The sequence below is a fragment of the Pseudomonas sp. S2_F07 genome (genome assembly GCF_054668325.1).
Map to the genome: position 1 here is coordinate 2,449,697 of NZ_CP162758.1, position 14,758 is coordinate 2,464,454.

Consider the following 14,758-nt stretch of genomic DNA (forward strand, 5'->3'; position numbering starts at 1 on the left):
TTAGTTGAACTCCCAAGCCGGTCCGCAGACCGGCCGGGGTCACAACTTCACGCGTTCTGCACCACTCGCTCACTCTCCCCTTCCACCGCCATCCACCACGCCCCACCACGCTGCGGATGCATCAAGTTGAACGCCTCGCCCATCTGCGGTGTGGTGATCGATACGTTGCGCTCCCAGGCCAGGGCCAGGATGCGGTCGAAGGGTTCGTACCAGGCGTGCATCGACAGGTCGAAGGTGCCGTTGTGGATCGGCAGTAGCCAGCGGCCCTTGAGGTCGAGGTGGGCTTGCAGGGATTGTTCGGGTTGCATGTGCACGTGCGGCCAGTCGACGTTGTAGGCACCGGTTTCCATCAGGGTCAGGTCGAATGGGCCGTACTGTTCGCCGATGCGTTTGAAGCCGTCGAAGTAGCCGCTGTCGCCGCTGAAGAAAAGGCGTGTGTCGCCGTCGATCATCACCCACGAGGCCCACAGGGTGCTGTTGCTGTCGAACAGGCCACGGCCGGAAAAGTGCTGCGACGGGGTGGCGATGAACTGGATGCCATCGACTTCCGTGCCTTGCCACCAATCCAGTTGGCGGACTTTGCTGGCGTCGATGCCCCACTTGATCAGGGTGTCGCCTACGCCCAATGGGGTAAGGAAGTGTTTGGTCTTGTCCGCGAGCTTGAGCACCGCCCGATAATCCAGGTGGTCATAGTGGTCGTGGGACAGGATCACCGCTTCGATCGGTGGCAATTGTTCCAGGCTGATCGGTGGCTGATGAAAACGCTTGGGACCGGCCCATTGCACGGGGGAGGCGCGCTCGGCGAAGACCGGATCGGTGATCCAGAATTTGTCGCGCAGCTTGAGCAGCACCGTGGAGTGGCCCAGACGATAGACGCTGTGGTTGGGCGCTGCGATCAGCGCGGCTTGAGTCAGCGCTTGCACCGGCACGGGTGCGCTTGGGCGGGTGTTCTGCGGTTTGTGGAACAGCGCGGTCCACAGGATGCCCATGGTTTTGCCAAAGCTTAAACGTTGAACCGGCGTGAAGTTTTGATACTGCCCTTGGGCCTGTCGGGACGCTTCAGGTGTGGAGGCGTTGTCCGCCGGGGAGTTTGAATTGGCCATGACTGAATGACTCCAGAAAAACCGCGCATCGCGCGACTTTCCGTTTTGGGACGATAAATGGCCAAGGCACGCACGCATCAGCCGGACGTTCTATTTTTGCTGGGCAGGGTTAACAAAACATTACACTGCACAGTGTAGTTTCTAGGTTGCATCAAAGTCGATGACAAGTAAACTACCGAGTGTAATTCCCACCTTCTCCCCTGCCGAAGCGTACTTATGACAGCTCCACAGCGTCTCACCGACCGAAAACGCCAAGCGATCATTCAAGCCGCGATCAACGAATTCCGTGAAAACGGTTTCGAGATCACCAGCATGGACAAGATTGCTGCCACTGCCGGTGTGTCGAAGCGCACGGTATACAACCACTTTCCCAGCAAGGAAGAGTTGTTCGCCGAGATCCTCAATCAGTTATGGATCCGGGTGACGGCAGAACAGGAAGCGACCTACAGCCCCGACCTGCCGTTGCGCGAGCAATTGCGCGGATTGCTGATGGCCAAGCTGCAAATGTTGGGCGATGACAATTTTCTCGACCTGGCGCGGGTGGCGATAGCGGCGACGATTCATTCCCCGGAGCGGGCGCAGGATATGGTGGCGCGAATGGGCGAACGCGAAGAAGGGCTGACGGTATGGATTCGTGCCGCTCAGGCCGATGGTCGCTTGAAAGCCGTGGCTCCCGAATTCGCCGCTCAACAGATCCATGGCCTGCTCAAGTCTTTTGCATTCTGGCCGCAGATTTCCATGGGGCAACCCAGCTTGTCAGCCAAGGAGCAACACACGGTGGCGGATTCCGCGCTGGACATGTTTCTGGCCTGCTATCAGTTGCAATAAATGACAAGGTCGAAGGTGGTGTTAGAAGGATTGATGACTCGGATTTGAACGGCACGATGTGTTTCAGAATGAAACCGGCGCTGAGGCTATAGTGAGCTTCAGTCCCAGCGCCAGACAGAGAGCATCATGACCACCAGCCACGAAACCGCCGCCCACGTCGATCACCTGCGTTTCCATCGCCCTCATGCCCACCTCGCACCGACCTTTGGCAATGACAAGTTTGCCTTGCGCGCCGAAGCCTTTGCACGATTCTTCGGTACACCGACCTTTCTCGGCGCACAAACGCTGATCGTGGTGATCTGGGTGTGCCTCAACCTCTCCGGTTTCACCCACTTCGATGCGTACCCGTTCATCCTGCTCAACCTGGCTTTCAGCCTGCAATCGGCCTATGCCGCGCCATTGATTCTGTTGGCCCAGACGCGTCAGGCCGCGCGAGACAAAGCCCAGTCCGATGCCGATGCGCAGCACCGCGAAGCGCTGGCGACCGCCAACAGTGAGCGGCAGGCGGAGGCCGCGAAAAACTCTGCGCAACTGCTGGAGTTGCTCGAGCAGAACACCCGTCTCACAGAGATGACCAAGACCCTCACCGAGCGCATCGAAAACCTGACAACGGAAATGCACCAGCAGTTCGTGCGCAAGGATAAGCCGAAGGCTTGAACGGTTTCACGGCAGTTTCAGCGCCCGCCCCAACTCATCGAACAAGGTAACCACCGAGCGCAAGGCGCGGCAGTCGGGACGGGTCAGCAGCCATAGCGCAGTGTCGTATCCGTGCAGCGGTTCGCTCAGCGGCTGTAAACCGTCGCCGATCAAGAAGTCCGGTAACGCCGCTACACCCAGCCCCGCCCTGACCAACTCGGTCACCGACAGCATGCTGTTGCAGCGATAGCCCGGCGTTACGCCCGGCAAGGCCTGGCGACGCCAGGTAACGGTCGGGTGATCAGGCAGGAAGTCATCCGGGGCGATCCAGGTCAATGAGGCCAGGTCAGTGCTATTGACCGTTTGCAGGTATCGCTCACTGGCACACACTCGGTAGGAAATATCCGCCAGCCGCCGTCCCACCAGATGCTCCGGTGGCGTGCGGGTCAGGCGCAGGGCGATATCGGCATCCCGACGGTTGAGGTTGGCAAAATCATTGGACGTGCTGAGTTCGAGGGTCAGCGCCGGATAGTTCGGCATGAACTGCGCCAGCGCCGGCAACAGCAAACCTTGCAGAACCGAATCGGTACAGGTCAGGCGCACGATGCCGCTGATCACTTCACCGCCCTGCTCCACACCGATGCGCGCTGCCTCCAGTGCCTGCTCAGCGCGCTCGGCCTGTTCCGCCAGGGACTGCGCCAGGGTGGTGGGCAGGTAACCGGCGCGGCTTTTTTCGAACAGTTGCTGGCCCAGCGCAGCCTCCAGCCGGCGCACCGCTCGAAACACCGTCGAGACATCCACCTTGAGCAGTTGCGCGGCCCGGGCCAGAGAGCCGCCGCGCACCAGGGCGAGGGTCAGCGCCAGGTCCGGGTAGTCCAGTCGATAGTGCGTCGCTGCATTGATCACTTGGATAAACGCCAATATTGAGTGCGTGAACGCCAATCTATAGTGGGCACCGGCAATCAACAAGTGCAGAGACCCCACATGGAAACCCGCCCGATTCGCATCGCCCTGATCGGCGACTACGAGCCGCAAGTCACCGCCCACCAGGCCATTCCCGTCGCCCTCGAAATGGCCGTCGAACACAGCGGCCTGAACGTGCAATGGCATTGGCTGGCCACCGATGAAATCAGCGCCGAGACACCGTTGCACAGATTCGACGGTTTCTGGTGCGTACCGGCCAGCCCTTACCGCAGCACGGACGGCGCATTAAAAGCGATCCGCTTTGCCCGCGAACAACGGCGACCTTTCCTCGGCACCTGCGGTGGTTTTCAACACGCGGTGCTGGAATATGCACGCAATGTACTGGGCTGGTCGGATGCCGAACACGGCGAGACAAATCCCGATGCCGCGCGAGCGCTGCTGACACCGCTGGCGTGCTCACTGGTGGAGGCCGTCGATACCATTCATTTACAGGAAGGCTCGTTGATTGCCCAAGCGTACGAAAACGCCGAGATTCGTGAAGGCTATCGCTGTCGTTATGGGATGAATCCGCAGTTCGAAGAGGAGTTGCTCAAGCGCGAACTTCACGCCGTCGGCCACGATTCTGAACACGGACTGCGGGCGGTCGAACTCGGTGATCATCCATTCTTTGTCGCGACCTTGTTCCAGCCCGAGCGGGCAGCGCTCAAGGGCGTCTTGCCGCCGTTGGTTGGCGCCTTTGTCGCAGCCTGCGCGGGGCGCTCGTGATGATCGCCGATACGCCAGCTGCGCCTTATTACGCGGTGATCTTCACCTCACTGCGTACCGAGGGTGACCAGGGTTACGCCGATGCGGCTGCACGGATGCTGGAGCTGGTCCGTGAGCAGCCGGGCTTTCTTGGAGTGGAGTCGGCGCGGGGCGAGGATGGGCTTGGGATTACGGTGTCGTACTGGGCCAGTGAAGCGGCGATTCTGGCGTGGAAGCATCATCCTGAGCATACGGCCATTCGCGAGCGTGGGCGCTCGACCTGGTATGCGCGGTGTCATACGCGGGTGTGCCGGGTAGAGCGGGCTTACGGATTCAATCAGTAACTGATTTAGAGTTCTTCAGGCCGCCATCGCGAGCAAGCTCGCTCCCACATTTTGATCCCGGTCGGTCACAACATTTGTGCGCGACAAAGATCTACTGTGGGAGCGAGCTTGCTCGCGATGGGGCCAGTACAGTCACCGCAAAAACTCACCCCCGAACCAAACTGCGAACCGCCGAAATCTCCGGCACTTCCCGCCGGCTCATGTACACCCGCAACGGCTCGGTGATGTTGATCCGGTCATCGATGTTCTGGTCCAGCAACAACTGGATCAATTCGCGTTTGAGCGTCATGGTTTGCTCAGGCCCCGCGGCCCAGACGAATTCGCTGGTCGGGATGATGCCGTCGTCCGCCACGTCCATGCCAAACGAGTCTTCGCTGAAGCGCACGATGTAGTGCCCGGTCTTGCGGTTGAGGCCGACAAAGCCTTTGAGTTGGTCGGCAGCCTGGCAGATGAGCTGGGAAGTGATGCGCATGGTAAACCCCGCAATGGTGATCATTGGTTTGCACGCAGGGCCTGCGTTTCCCTCTGTCGGGGAAATTGCAGGGCCCCAGCGTACTGCAAACGGGCGCACAAAAGCGCTGACGAAAATCAGCTTTAGACAGGTTTATGTCGGCCTGGCGATAGCGCCTGCAAAGATGAATTGTTAAAAGGGACCGCTCACTTATTGCGAAAGGATCTCGACCATGCCCGCAACCTTTACCAAAAGCGCCCTGTTACTGAGCCTGTTGCTCGGTCTCGGCCACGCACAGGCCGCCAGCGAACCTGGCCCCTCGGCACTGGCGACCCGCTTGGGCATTCCGCATCCAGCGGTGATCGCCCACCGTGGCGCGTCGTTCGATGCGCCGGAATCCACCGCCGCCGCCTACAGGACTGCCCGCGACCTGGGCGCCGACTACCTGGAGCTGGATCTGCAGCGCAGCAAGGATGGCGTGCTGTTCGCCCTGCACGACAACAATCTGCAACGCACCACCGACGTCGCCAGCAAATTCCCCGAGCGCAAGGACAGCCCCGCCAATGCGTTCACCATGGCCGAACTGAAAACCCTGGACGCGGGCAGCTGGTTCAATGCCGCGTACCCGGATCGCGCACGCCCGGCCTTCGCAGGCCTGAAGATCCTGACCCTCGATGAAATCATCGACATCGCCGAGGGCAACAGCCTGCACAAGCCCGGCCTGTACATCGAGACCAAGGAGCCCAAGCAGTTTCCCGGCATCGAACACGACCTCAAGGAAAAACTTCAGGACCGTGGCTGGCTGAGCCCGACCGCTTCGAAACTGGAAAAAAGCGAGCTGGCGGTCGGCCAGGGCAAAGGCAAGGTGATCCTGCAGACCTTCGAGAAGAGCAGCCTCGAACTGCTGCAAAAGGAGATGCCGAAGGTGCCGAAGATCCTGCTGTTGTGGGTCGGTGAAGGCAGTATCGAGCCCAAGTCAAAGGTGACATTTGCCGAGTCCGGCGAACAGGATAAAGCCGCGTACTACGCCAGACAGCAACCGAAGGACAAGGCCGAATTCCAGCAATGGGTCGACTACGCCAAGGCCCAGGGCGCCATCGGCACCGGCCCGTCCGCTGCACTGACCCAGGGTGGCGACCAGAGCTACTCGGATCTGGTGCAACCCTGGATGAACCAGTACACCCACGACCAGGGCCTGCTGGTACACGTCTACACCATCGACGATGCGGTGGACTACCGCAAAGTCATGGACGCCGGTGTCGACGGCATCTTCACCAATCGCGCCAGTGAGTTGTTGAAGTTCTATAAACGCCCGGCGGCGGCGAGTGTGGCGCAGGTGCTACAGAACAACGGGTATTGATCCACAATTGCGCAAAACCTGTGGGAGCGAGCTTGCTCGCGATAGGGCCATCAGCTTCAACATCAACGTTGACTGACACTCCGCCTTCGCGGGCAAGCCACGCTCCCACAGGAATTGATGCAAGGCATGTCGAGGGTTTTAAGGGTGGATTAAGTTACACAAGCTAACCTGATCTCACTTGAACGGATCACCCAAGGAAAGAAGCCCATGAAGACCCTGACTGCTTTGTTTGCCGCTGCAACCCTGACCCTCGCCGCCGGCCTGGCCCAGGCCGATGTGCGGGTCGATCAGATCCCGCAACTGGTCAAGGACGGCAAGATCAAGCCACTGGAAGACCTGAACAAGATCGCCCTGGATCTGCACCCGGGTGCAACGATTACCAAGACCGAACTGGACAACCACTTCAACGGTTACGAGTACGAAATCGAACTGCGTGACGCCAAGAACGTCGAGTGGGATGTGGACATCGATGCCTCCAACGGCAAGGTCCTGGAAAACAAACAGGACAAGTAATCCCGAAACAAATAAAAGCCGCGCGATGGGAACATCGCGCGGCTTTTGCGTTTTCTGAGCGTCACAAAAAAGTCATCAGCGCTTGCGATGATGCCGCTCACGTGAACCTGTAAAAACGTGACAGGCGCCTCCCCTTGCGAGTCCTCATGAACCACAGCATCGATCAAAGCCATCGCGACACGGATCTGTTCGGCCTGCTTTACGGTTTCAGCTTTCGCCCCGGTGAGGCCGGTCGGGAAATCAATTCCGCCGAGGCCTTGCAATACCTGCAACAGCCGCAAAGCGACGAGCAATTTCTCTGGCTGCACCTGAACCTCGCCCACGCCGCGTGCGAGCGCTGGATGAAAAGCCATCTGGAGTTGCCCGAGGAGTTTTTCGAAGCGCTGCACGAAGGCTCTCGCTCGACACGTATCGAGCATGTCGACTCCGCATTGCTGGCGGTGGTCAACGACGTGGTGTTCAACCTCAGCAACATGGTCTCCTCGGATGTCTCGACCCTATGGGTGTGCGCCCGCAGCCAATTGATCATCAGCGCCCGCCTGCAACCGCTGCACTCGGTGGACAAATTGCGCTCGTCGGTAAAGGCCCGGGAGTGCTTTCGCTCCCCGCTGGAGTTGCTGGTGCATTTGCTGCGCGACCAGGGTGAAGTGCTGACCCAGATCGTGCGCAAGACCAGTCAGAGCGTGGATCAGATCGAAGATGAATTGCTGTCCTCACGGCTATCGACCAACCGCGCCGAGCTGGGCGCCAATCGACGAGTGCTGGTGCGATTGCAACGGTTGCTGGCGCTGGAACCGGGTTCGTTGCTGCGCCTGCTCAACCGGCCGCCGCAATGGCTGCAAAAGGAAGACGTGAAGGAGTTGCGCAAATCCACCGAGGAGTTCGCGCTGATCATCAACGACCTCACGGCACTGGGTGAGCGGATCAAGCTGTTGCAGGAAGAGATCGCCGCCAACATCAACGAACAGACCAACCGCACGCTGTTCACCCTGACGGTGGTGACAGTGCTGGCGCTGCCGATCAATATCATCGCCGGTTTCTTCGGCATGAACGTCGGCGGCATTCCCCTGGCCGGCGACCCGGAGGGTTTCTGGATCCTGGTGGCACTGGTCGCAACCTTTACCGTGATCGCCGGGCGCTGGGCGTTTCGCAAGCAGCAGGATTATTGAACGCACCGCGGCGGGCAAAGGCATTGTGCTTTCGTTCAAAGTTGGCACTTCAGTTTGTCCGCGCGTTGCCGACTCTTAAGAGAGCCAAAGTATTCCTGGGTGAGAACCGTGAACTTATTCATCAATCAGTTGCACAAACACACTGATTTCAGAAGTGCGATCTACGCTGGCGACATCTTCCTCAACACCGAACTGAAAGCGGCAAAGGAACTCTGTGCCTTTGCCCAGGAAAGCATCACCGCCGCCTTCGATGGCGAGACCAACCACCAGGCGCTGCACACGCTGATGCCGGTGGAAGAGTTCGTGGTGCTGGTGACTCGCCTCAAGGGTCAGTTCACCAACAGCCTGCGCGCCAAGGAGCTGATCCGCAGCTTCACCGACGAAATCGGTGGCGCTGCGCAGGAATTCATTTTCGACGTACCGCGCATCCGTGTCGTGCCCAACTACGACTACCTGCACGCTGGCGTCAGCTACGCCTACAAGCCCCATCGCGATACCTGGTACGGCGGTGTCGACTGCCAGATCAATACCTGGATGCCGGTCTACACGATCCAGCCCGAGCAGACCATGATGATCAACCCGGCCTACTTCGACGTCCCGGTGAAAAACACCTCGGCGCAGTGGAGCCTGTCCGACTGGATCGACGTGCAACGCCAGCGCGCCAAGGACAACGTCAAGGAAGAGGCGCGCCAGCACCCGGTACCCACCGAAGCGATCAACAACGCCTCTGAGCTGCGCATTGCCGGCAACACCGCCGAGATGCTGGTGTTCTCGGGTTCGCACCTGCACGGCACCGTGCCCAATTACACGCAACAAACCCGCTTCAGCGTGGACTTTCGCCTGATGCACCTCGACGACCTCAAGCAGCAGCGCGGCGCGATCAACGTCGACAGCGCCTGCCCGGATGTCGGCGCCGGTTTCAAAGACTACTTCCACGTCCACGACTTTTCGAATTTCCGAGGAATCCCGCAATGACCAAGCGTCGCATCACGCCCGCCGAAGCCCAGTACAACGAAACCCGTACCAACGTCCTGAAACGGGTCGATGCCGAATACGTGGCCGACGCGCCGTTCGTCTTCGCCAACCGCATTGGCGTGACCGCCGCATTGTCGCGTATGGAACTGTTCAAGAAAGTCGCCGAAGTACCGGGCGCGATCATTGAGTGCGGCGTGTACAAGGGCAACTCGCTGATGCTCTACATGCACCTGTCGATGATTCTCGAGCCGTATGCGATCAACCGCTCGATCGTGGGTTTCGACACCTTCGAAGGCTTCCAGAGCATCGACAAGAAAGAAGACCCGGCCGACGTCAACGAGACCATGTTCGCCGACACCGACCAGTCGCTGATCCAGGACATGATCGACGCCAACGACCTGTTGCGCCCGGTCAACCGCATTCCGCGTTGCGAGCTGGTCAAGGGCGACATCGTCAAGACCGTACCGGAGTGGGTCAAGACTCGTCCGGACCTGGTCGTGGCCATGCTGATCCTCGACACCGACCTGTACGAGTCGACCAAAGTCGCGCTGGAAACCTTCCTGCCGTACATGCCCAAAGGCGCGATCGTGGTGCTCGACGAAGTCGCCTACCGCAACTTCCCGGGCGAAACCAAGGCCCTGCGTGAAGTGCTCGACCTGAACAAGATCGAACTCAAGCGCCTGCCGTTCGATTCGTGCGTGGGTTACTTCCACGTCTGATCCAAAGACCTGGAATCTGATGCACAACCTGTGGGAGCGAGCTTGCTCGCTCCCACAAGGGCAGGTCTCAGACCTCTGACCCGCCCCCTCACCGCAAAAACACGACTCAGCAAACCTCGCGAGTCACCAGCATCCGCTCCCGAACCACGTCATACGCCCAGTGGTAGACGTAGGTGTACGGCAGGAAGAACAGCAACACACCGATATCCAGCACGAACGCCTGCCACAGGCTGACATTCAGCCACCAGGCGATCAGCGGCACGCCGAGGGCGACCAGACCGCCTTCGAACAACAGCGCATGCACCACACGGACCCAGGCGTTGTGGACGATGGAAAAGCGCTTGAGCATCCGGTCGAACATACCGTTGAACACCACGTTCCAGGCCAGGGCCAGGGCAGCCATGGCGATGGTCACAGCGCCCATGTCCAACATCGGTTTGTCCATGATCCAGGCCAGCAACGGGGTACAGATCAGGATGGCCAGCAGTTCGAAGCCGATGGCCTGGAAAATACGTTCAGTAATGGATTTGTTGGCGCTCATGGCCGAACTCCCTTGGGTGACGATGATTGCCATGATCCTTCATCAAGCCGATACTTCATAACCAATAACCATCGATCAGGGCGATAGTTCATGGCATCTCACGAAGTGTTGCTGGCGTTTGTCGAAGCCGCGACCCAAGGCTCGTTTTCCGCCGCGGCGCGTAAATTGGGCCGCAGTCAATCGACCATCAGCGCGGCGGTGGCCAGCCTGGAAATCGACCTGAACCTGACCCTGTTCGACCGCAGCAGCCGCAAGCCCGGGCTGACCCCGGCCGGGCACGTCATGCTGCAACGGGCCGAAGAGATCCTGGCCGCCACCAGTCGCCTGGAAATAGCCGCCAGCCAACTGTCCCAAGGGGTGGAAGCGAAGCTGACGGTGGCGCTGTCCGATACCTATCAGTCGGACCGCTTCGAAGCCGCGCTCAGTGCCTTCGAGCAGCGTTACCCGGACCTGGAACTCGAATGCCTGATTGCCGAATGCGATGACCTGATGTCCCTGGTGCAAAGCGGTCGGGCGCAAATTGCCTTCGCCGAAATGCAGGACAGCTACCCGCCGGACCTGGTCAGTTCAACGGTGGACGAGCGCACGGAAATCGCCTTGTTCGTGTCCCCGACTCATCCGTTGGCGACGCTGGACTACGTCGACCGGGACGTACTGCAGCTGCACCGCGAACTGCGTCTGGCCACCATCATCAATCCCTATGAAAGTCGGGCGAAGGGCCGCGTCTGGTCGGCGCCGAGTTATCTGATGCTGCTGGAAATGGCCCAGGGCGGATTCGGCTGGGCGCCGTTACCCCGCTGGCTGGTCGAGCGGTTCGGGCCCGACACGCTGCGGGAACTGGTGGTGCGCGGCTGGCCGAAAATGGTGTCGGTGGATGCGTTGTGGTCGCGGCTGAATCCGCCGGGGCCGGCGGGTAGCTGGTTGTTGGGCAAGATGCTGGAATAGCGGCGCGGCCATTCGCGAGCAAGTCGGATCGCCGCACCGCCGCTCCCACAGGTTATTGTGTCGGTCATAAAATTTGTGTGCACCACTTGCCCCTGTGGGAGCGGGCTTGCTCGCGAAGAGGCCAGCAAGGACACATCAATCCAGTGCCTTGAGCCGCTCTTCGATAAACCGCCGCTCAGGCTCTTGCCGGGTCAACGCCAGCGCCCGCTCCCACGCAGCCCGCGCCTCTTGCTTGCGGCCCAGTTGCCGACAGAACTGCGCCCGCGCCGAATGCGCCAGATGGTAGTCGAGCAGTTCTCCCCGCTCCAGGATGGCGTCGACCAAGGTCAGCCCCGCCAGTGGACCATCGCGTTGCGATATCGCCGCGGCACGATTCAACTCGATCACCGGCGACGGCACCGCTCGCAGCAAGACGTCATACAGACCGACAATCTGCGGCCAATCGGTTTCCCCCGCCGTCGGGGCTTCGGCGTGTACCGCCGCGATCGCCGCTTGCAGGCAATAGGGTCCGAATCGCCCCATGGTCAGCGCCTGTTCGACCAGCGTGCAGCCTTCACTGATCAACCCGGCGTCCCACAGCGAACGGTCCTGTTCGTCCAGCACAATCAGCTCGCCGCTGACCGAAGTCCTGGCCGGGCGGCGCGACTCGTGCAGCAGCATCAACGCCAGCAAGCCCATCACCTCAGGCTCCGGCAGCAGCTCCACCAGCAACCGGCCGAGACGGATCGCTTCGCGGGTCAAATCCTCGCGGATCAGTTCGGCCCCGATGGACGCCGAGTATCCTTCGTTGAACACCAGGTAAATCACCCGCAATACGCTGTCCAGGCGCTCGGGCAGCTCAGCGAGTGTCGGCACTTGATAAGGGATTTTCGCGTCGCGGATCTTCGCCTTGGCGCGCACGATGCGCTGGGCGATGGTGGCCGGGGCCGAGAGAAAGGCCCGGGCGATTTCCTCCGTGGTCAGGTCGCAGACCTCCCGCAGCGTCAGTGGCACTTGTGCGTCGGCCGCCAGGGCCGGGTGGCAGCAAGTGAAGATCAGCCGCAGGCGATCGTCTTCCACGTCTTCATCACTCCAGTCGGCCTGTTCCAGCGCCTCCAGTTGCGCGATCAGCAAAGGCTGCGACGCAGCAAAACGCGCGCGCCGGCGCAAGGCATCAATGGCCTTGAAGCGCCCGGTGGACACCAGCCAGGCCCGCGGATTGTCCGGCACGCCGTCACGCTGCCAACGTTCGACCGCGATGAAAAACGCCTCGTGCAAGGCCTCTTCGGCGAGGTCGAAATCCCCCAGCAAGCGAATCAGGGTCGCAAGAATGCGCCGCGAGTCTTCGCGATAGACCCGCTCGACCTGCGCCTGAACCGGCAGCCCCGGCATCTTAAGGATTCAACTGCCGAACGGGGCGCACTTCGACACTGCCGACCCGGGCCGCCGGAATGTTCCCGGCGACCTGGATGGCTTCGTTGAGGTCCTTGGCATCGATCAGATAAAAACCGGCCAACTGCTCCTTGGTTTCAGCGAATGGCCCATCGGTGATCGACATCTTGCCGTTGCGCATGCGCACGGTGGTGGCGGTCTGCACCGATTGCAGCGCCTCGGCGGCGACCATCCGGCCGCTGCCCTGGATCGACTCGGCATAGGCCATGCACTCCTCGTCCTTCGGGCTTTCCGGCAGCGAATGCAGCAGGCGCTCATCGCTGTAGACCAGGCATAAATACTTCATGAACGTCTCCTGACTCGAACGGATCAACTATGGTCGTGGATCGGCCAATTGGCGCGGCGCCCCGACAAATAACATCGATCAGGGTTTCAGGTCGAACAGGACGGTGCCGCTCATCATGTCGAACGGCGCCGACCAGTGCTCATGGACGATCTGCCACAACCCGTCTTCCTGGCGATAGCACGCACTGCCGCGCATCCAGCAGGACTGGGTCTCGCCCTTGTCGTTGGTGCCGCCGCAATGGGCCAGCCAATGGGCGAAGGCGATCTCCTGGGACGCCTCGATACGGATGTCCTGGAACTCGAAAATGTGCGGGCCGGGGCACATTTTCATGCAGTCCTCCCAATGCGCGCGGTATGCCTCCTTGCCCTTGAATTGCAGGGCCTTGACCGCGTCGAAGGAGACGATGTCGTCGGCATACAGGGTCATGACTTTATCCACGTCCTTGGCCATTACGGCCTGACGATAGGTTTCGATCAGGTTCTGGATCTGGGTTTGCGAGTTCATGGTGGTTCTCCGTGGTTTTTATTGGAAGACACCCTTAGTCGTCTGGCGATCCGGCGAATCGACAGAAGAAATAAAAATAATCCATAACGCCAGACTCGCTAGAATCCGAGACTCATTTTCAGTTGGAAACAGGACACGCCAGTGACAGCCCGACTCGTGCCTTATGAAAGCCTGAACACGCTGCAGCGCCAACAGGTCGAGGCCATCGAAGTGCATCCGGAGCAAATCAAGTTCTCGGGTGACATCCACGGCGCCTTGCACACGCTGCTGTCCAGGCCCGGACCCGGCGTCAAGGGGTTCGCCCTGCTGGCCGAGGATGTGCCCGTCGCGTTCCTGCTGCTCAAGCGCCCGCCGGTGTTGCCGGCCTGGGCCGATGAACACAGCGCCACCCTGCATGCGCTGCAAGTCGATCAACGCGCCCAGGGCAAGGGCTATGGCAAGGCCTGTCTGCAGGCGCTGCCCGAGGCTGCGCGCCTGGCCTGGCCGGAAATCAGGGGACTGGAGTTGTCGGTGGATGCCGATAACGAAGCCGCCATCGCTCTGTATGCCAGGTTTGGCTTTGTCGACAGCGGCGAGGCGTACAAGGGCCGGATCGGCTATGAGCGGCGGATGGGGTTGGTGTTTTGAACACGGCCCCCACCAACACCACAAAACCACTGTGGGAGCGAGCTTGCTCGCGATAGCGGATGATCAGTCGACATCTCTGTTGAATGTTACGCCCCCATCGCGAGCAAGCTCGCTCCCACAGGGAATCTACGTCGGATCAGAGTTCGAGCACCATCTCATGCCACGCCATGCCGCCATGGTCGGACGCCGAAGGCTTGATATAGGCAAAGCCGAAACCGGCATACAACGGAATGTGCCGCTCCTTGCACATCAGGTTGATGGTGACCTTGCCCATCCCACGCATGCGCTCGATGAACTCACCCATCAGTCGCTTGGCCAAGCCTCGCCCCTGATAATCCGGGTGCACTACCACCGACATGATCACCACGTGCGGTCCGGCCGGGTCGTGACCGATCAGTTCCTTGAACGCTTCGTCCGACATTTCCACCTGGAACGCCGCACCGGAATTGATGAATCCGGCGACTACCCCGTCCACTTCCGCAACGATAAAACCCTCGGGCCAGGTCGCGATGCGGGTGGCGATCTTCTCGCGGGTCGCGGCCTCGTCACCTTCATAGGCAAGGGTTTCGATGGCAAAGCAGCGGTCCAGATCGGCGGGAGTGACGTTGCGGATGACGGTGTTCATGGCAGCTCGGAATCAGCATGGGAAAGGCTGGGG

Annotated in this window: 19 protein-coding genes; 11 read left to right on the plus strand and 8 right to left on the minus strand. The window is 60.4% G+C overall.

All coding sequences use genetic code 11. The features are described 5' to 3' along the window. Positions 1-47 precede the first annotated feature (47 nt). Positions 48-1,103 carry an MBL fold metallo-hydrolase gene (locus tag AB4O40_RS10880; protein WP_460054575.1) on the minus strand — a complete coding sequence of 352 codons (1,056 nt, stop codon included), beginning with the start codon at positions 1,101-1,103 and terminating at the stop codon, positions 48-50. Positions 1,104-1,319: 216 nt separating this feature from the next. Here AB4O40_RS10880 and AB4O40_RS10885 point away from each other — a divergent pair, with 216 nt between their 5' ends. Together AB4O40_RS10885 and AB4O40_RS10890 are read left to right on the plus strand one after the other, a co-directional pair. Continuing rightward, the gene (locus AB4O40_RS10885; protein WP_056725879.1) at positions 1,320-1,931 is read left to right on the plus strand and encodes a TetR/AcrR family transcriptional regulator; all 612 of its coding nucleotides are present in this window, start codon (positions 1,320-1,322) and stop codon (positions 1,929-1,931) included. Between the two features lie 126 nt (positions 1,932-2,057). Continuing rightward, complete coding sequence (locus AB4O40_RS10890) at positions 2,058-2,588, plus strand: DUF1003 domain-containing protein (protein ID WP_409078362.1); 531 nt, start codon at positions 2,058-2,060, stop codon at positions 2,586-2,588. Between the two features lie 6 nt (positions 2,589-2,594). Here AB4O40_RS10890 and AB4O40_RS10895 read toward each other — a convergent pair whose 3' ends face one another. Then, positions 2,595-3,536, minus strand: a complete 942-nt coding sequence (locus tag AB4O40_RS10895) for a LysR family transcriptional regulator (protein ID WP_460058130.1) — start codon at positions 3,534-3,536, stop codon at positions 2,595-2,597. A gap of 15 nt (positions 3,537-3,551) precedes the next feature. Between AB4O40_RS10895 and AB4O40_RS10900 the strand changes: the two genes are divergently transcribed. Further along, positions 3,552-4,256, plus strand: a complete 705-nt coding sequence (locus tag AB4O40_RS10900; protein ID WP_460054572.1) for a CTP synthase C-terminal region-related (seleno)protein — start codon at positions 3,552-3,554, stop codon at positions 4,254-4,256. Beyond that, positions 4,256-4,579, plus strand: coding sequence for an antibiotic biosynthesis monooxygenase family protein (locus AB4O40_RS10905; protein WP_460058127.1), 324 nt, complete (start codon positions 4,256-4,258; stop codon positions 4,577-4,579). The genes AB4O40_RS10900 and AB4O40_RS10905 overlap by 1 nt, the downstream gene beginning before the upstream one ends. Positions 4,580-4,724: 145 nt before the next feature. On the opposite strand, the gene AB4O40_RS10910 is transcribed toward AB4O40_RS10905, so the two are convergent. Continuing rightward, on the minus strand, positions 4,725-5,051 hold the full coding sequence (locus AB4O40_RS10910) for a DUF2025 family protein (protein ID WP_223541263.1): 327 nt from the start codon (positions 5,049-5,051) through the stop codon (positions 4,725-4,727). Between the two features lie 211 nt (positions 5,052-5,262). Here AB4O40_RS10910 and AB4O40_RS10915 point away from each other — a divergent pair, with 211 nt between their 5' ends. The 5 genes from AB4O40_RS10915 (at position 5,263) to AB4O40_RS10935 (ending at position 9,766) form a co-directional block, all read left to right on the plus strand. Further along, entirely contained in the window at positions 5,263-6,390 is a 1,128-nt protein-coding gene (locus AB4O40_RS10915) for a glycerophosphodiester phosphodiesterase (RefSeq protein ID WP_056725888.1), read from the plus strand. A 207-nt stretch (positions 6,391-6,597) separates the two neighbouring features. Next, positions 6,598-6,903 (plus strand): PepSY domain-containing protein, encoded by a 306-nt coding sequence (locus tag AB4O40_RS10920; RefSeq protein WP_460054569.1) that lies wholly within the window; start codon positions 6,598-6,600, stop codon positions 6,901-6,903. 146 nt (positions 6,904-7,049) lie between these two features. Beyond that, on the plus strand, positions 7,050-8,072 hold the full coding sequence (locus AB4O40_RS10925; RefSeq protein WP_409078365.1) for a transporter: 1,023 nt from the start codon (positions 7,050-7,052) through the stop codon (positions 8,070-8,072). A gap of 108 nt (positions 8,073-8,180) precedes the next feature. Beyond that, the gene (locus AB4O40_RS10930; RefSeq protein ID WP_056725895.1) at positions 8,181-9,047 is read left to right on the plus strand and encodes a hypothetical protein; all 867 of its coding nucleotides are present in this window, start codon (positions 8,181-8,183) and stop codon (positions 9,045-9,047) included. After that, positions 9,044-9,766: a TylF/MycF/NovP-related O-methyltransferase gene (locus tag AB4O40_RS10935; protein ID WP_056725897.1), complete on the plus strand. Its 723-nt coding sequence runs from the start codon at positions 9,044-9,046 to the stop codon at positions 9,764-9,766. Before AB4O40_RS10930 ends, AB4O40_RS10935 begins: the two co-directional genes overlap by 4 nt. A 106-nt stretch (positions 9,767-9,872) precedes the next feature. Here the strand turns inward: AB4O40_RS10935 and AB4O40_RS10940 are convergent, their stop codons facing one another. Then, positions 9,873-10,307 carry a multidrug/biocide efflux PACE transporter gene (locus tag AB4O40_RS10940; protein ID WP_056726323.1) on the minus strand — a complete coding sequence of 145 codons (435 nt, stop codon included), beginning with the start codon at positions 10,305-10,307 and terminating at the stop codon, positions 9,873-9,875. A gap of 90 nt (positions 10,308-10,397) precedes the next feature. Between AB4O40_RS10940 and AB4O40_RS10945 the strand changes: the two genes are divergently transcribed. Next, positions 10,398-11,252, plus strand: a complete 855-nt coding sequence (locus AB4O40_RS10945; protein ID WP_056725899.1) for a LysR family transcriptional regulator — start codon at positions 10,398-10,400, stop codon at positions 11,250-11,252. Positions 11,253-11,387: 135 nt separating this feature from the next. Here AB4O40_RS10945 and AB4O40_RS10950 read toward each other — a convergent pair whose 3' ends face one another. From AB4O40_RS10950 to AB4O40_RS10960, 3 genes are all read right to left on the minus strand, one after another. Then, a complete protein-coding gene (locus AB4O40_RS10950) occupies positions 11,388-12,623 on the minus strand; it encodes an RNA polymerase sigma factor (protein ID WP_056725902.1) in 1,236 nt (411 codons plus the stop codon). Between the two features lies 1 nt (position 12,624). Then, on the minus strand, positions 12,625-12,969 hold the full coding sequence (locus AB4O40_RS10955; RefSeq protein WP_056725904.1) for a YciI family protein: 345 nt from the start codon (positions 12,967-12,969) through the stop codon (positions 12,625-12,627). A 78-nt stretch (positions 12,970-13,047) separates the two neighbouring features. Beyond that, on the minus strand, positions 13,048-13,473 hold the full coding sequence (locus AB4O40_RS10960; RefSeq protein ID WP_056725906.1) for a YybH family protein: 426 nt from the start codon (positions 13,471-13,473) through the stop codon (positions 13,048-13,050). A 141-nt stretch (positions 13,474-13,614) separates the two neighbouring features. Here AB4O40_RS10960 and AB4O40_RS10965 point away from each other — a divergent pair, with 141 nt between their 5' ends. Then, entirely contained in the window at positions 13,615-14,100 is a 486-nt protein-coding gene (locus AB4O40_RS10965) for a GNAT family N-acetyltransferase (RefSeq protein WP_056725909.1), read from the plus strand. Positions 14,101-14,236: 136 nt separating this feature from the next. Here the strand turns inward: AB4O40_RS10965 and AB4O40_RS10970 are convergent, their stop codons facing one another. After that, entirely contained in the window at positions 14,237-14,725 is a 489-nt protein-coding gene (locus AB4O40_RS10970) for a GNAT family N-acetyltransferase (protein WP_223541258.1), read from the minus strand. Between the last annotated feature and the right edge of the window lie 33 nt (positions 14,726-14,758).

Bases quoted from the DNA above. Each gene is read 5' to 3' on its own strand.
- AB4O40_RS10920 (WP_460054569.1), top strand. From the start codon at position 6,598: ATGAAGACCCTGACTGCTTTGTTTGCCGCTGCAACCCTGACCCTCGCC.
- AB4O40_RS10905 (WP_460058127.1), top strand. From the start codon at position 4,256: ATGATCGCCGATACGCCAGCTGCGCCTTATTACGCGGTGATCTTCACC.
- AB4O40_RS10935 (WP_056725897.1), top strand. From the start codon at position 9,044: ATGACCAAGCGTCGCATCACGCCCGCCGAAGCCCAGTACAACGAAACC.
- AB4O40_RS10970 (WP_223541258.1), bottom strand. From the start codon at position 14,725: ATGAACACCGTCATCCGCAACGTCACTCCCGCCGATCTGGACCGCTGC.
- AB4O40_RS10950 (WP_056725902.1), bottom strand. From the start codon at position 12,623: ATGCCGGGGCTGCCGGTTCAGGCGCAGGTCGAGCGGGTCTATCGCGAA.
- AB4O40_RS10885 (WP_056725879.1), top strand. From the start codon at position 1,320: ATGACAGCTCCACAGCGTCTCACCGACCGAAAACGCCAAGCGATCATT.
- AB4O40_RS10940 (WP_056726323.1), bottom strand. From the start codon at position 10,307: ATGAGCGCCAACAAATCCATTACTGAACGTATTTTCCAGGCCATCGGC.
- AB4O40_RS10900 (WP_460054572.1), top strand. From the start codon at position 3,552: ATGGAAACCCGCCCGATTCGCATCGCCCTGATCGGCGACTACGAGCCG.
- AB4O40_RS10955 (WP_056725904.1), bottom strand. From the start codon at position 12,969: ATGAAGTATTTATGCCTGGTCTACAGCGATGAGCGCCTGCTGCATTCG.
- AB4O40_RS10910 (WP_223541263.1), bottom strand. From the start codon at position 5,051: ATGCGCATCACTTCCCAGCTCATCTGCCAGGCTGCCGACCAACTCAAA.
- AB4O40_RS10945 (WP_056725899.1), top strand. From the start codon at position 10,398: ATGGCATCTCACGAAGTGTTGCTGGCGTTTGTCGAAGCCGCGACCCAA.
- AB4O40_RS10960 (WP_056725906.1), bottom strand. From the start codon at position 13,473: ATGAACTCGCAAACCCAGATCCAGAACCTGATCGAAACCTATCGTCAG.
- AB4O40_RS10925 (WP_409078365.1), top strand. From the start codon at position 7,050: ATGAACCACAGCATCGATCAAAGCCATCGCGACACGGATCTGTTCGGC.
- AB4O40_RS10890 (WP_409078362.1), top strand. From the start codon at position 2,058: ATGACCACCAGCCACGAAACCGCCGCCCACGTCGATCACCTGCGTTTC.
- AB4O40_RS10915 (WP_056725888.1), top strand. From the start codon at position 5,263: ATGCCCGCAACCTTTACCAAAAGCGCCCTGTTACTGAGCCTGTTGCTC.
- AB4O40_RS10880 (WP_460054575.1), bottom strand. From the start codon at position 1,103: ATGGCCAATTCAAACTCCCCGGCGGACAACGCCTCCACACCTGAAGCG.